Raw genomic sequence first — 775 nt, 5'->3', positions numbered from 1 at the left:
CCACGAGCTGGCCCGCGGCGTCGTAGCGATAGGTCTGCTGCCGCCCGTCGAAACCCTCTTCGCAGACCTGCCTGTCCATGGCATCCCATTCGAAGCGGGCATGCGCACCGTTCTCATTGGTCAGGCGGATCAGGCGCCCGGCCGCGTCGTACTCGTACTGCACGTCGTGTCCGCCTTGCCAGCGGCGCGTGATGCGGCCCCAAAGGTCGTAAGCGAACCCAGCGACATGGTCGGGCTGCTGCTCGGCCGGCTGGCGCTGCGTGACGCGTCCGGCCGCGTCGCGGGAATAGCGGATCGTGTGACCGTTCGCGCGATGCACCGCACGCAGATCGCCCGCGAAGTCGTACTCATAGAGGACGCTCTGCCCCAGCGGGTCGGTGTGGCGGATGCGCTGCCCCCATCGGTCGTATTCAGTCTCGCTGGCGTGGCCCGAGCAGTCGGTGTAGCGCACCAACTGGCCGGCGGGGTTCCATGCGAACTGCACGATGCCGCCGCGTGCGTCCACCCTGCGCTCGGGCAGGTCGCAGGTCAGCGGCGCATCTTCGGGCGCGGGGTACTCGTCGCGCTCCACACTGCCGTCGGGCCACACCGTCTGCGTGCGGCGGCCCCAGCGGTCGTAGACGAATCGCGTGATGCTGCCTGCGGCATCGGTGATCGCCAGCAGCCGGCCGGTGGCAGGATCGTGGTCCTGGCCGCTTCGCGTGCCGTCCGCATCGTGGCTGCCCAGAAGGCGGCCTTCGCCGTCATAGCGCAGCCGTGTGGTGCGCCCCAGGGG

1 pseudogene is annotated in these 775 nt (G+C 69.8%); it reads right to left on the bottom strand.

The features are described from left to right. Positions 1 to 775, bottom strand: a pseudogene (locus tag ACTJLF_RS34630) (RHS repeat-associated core domain-containing protein); the annotation flags it as partial.

The sequence above is a fragment of the Variovorax sp. 22077 genome (assembly GCF_052044195.1).
GTDB lineage: Bacteria > Pseudomonadota > Gammaproteobacteria > Burkholderiales > Burkholderiaceae_C > Variovorax > Variovorax atrisoli.
Note: the sequence above shows the minus strand (reverse complement) of the source record. Positions and strands in the feature narration are given on the sequence as shown.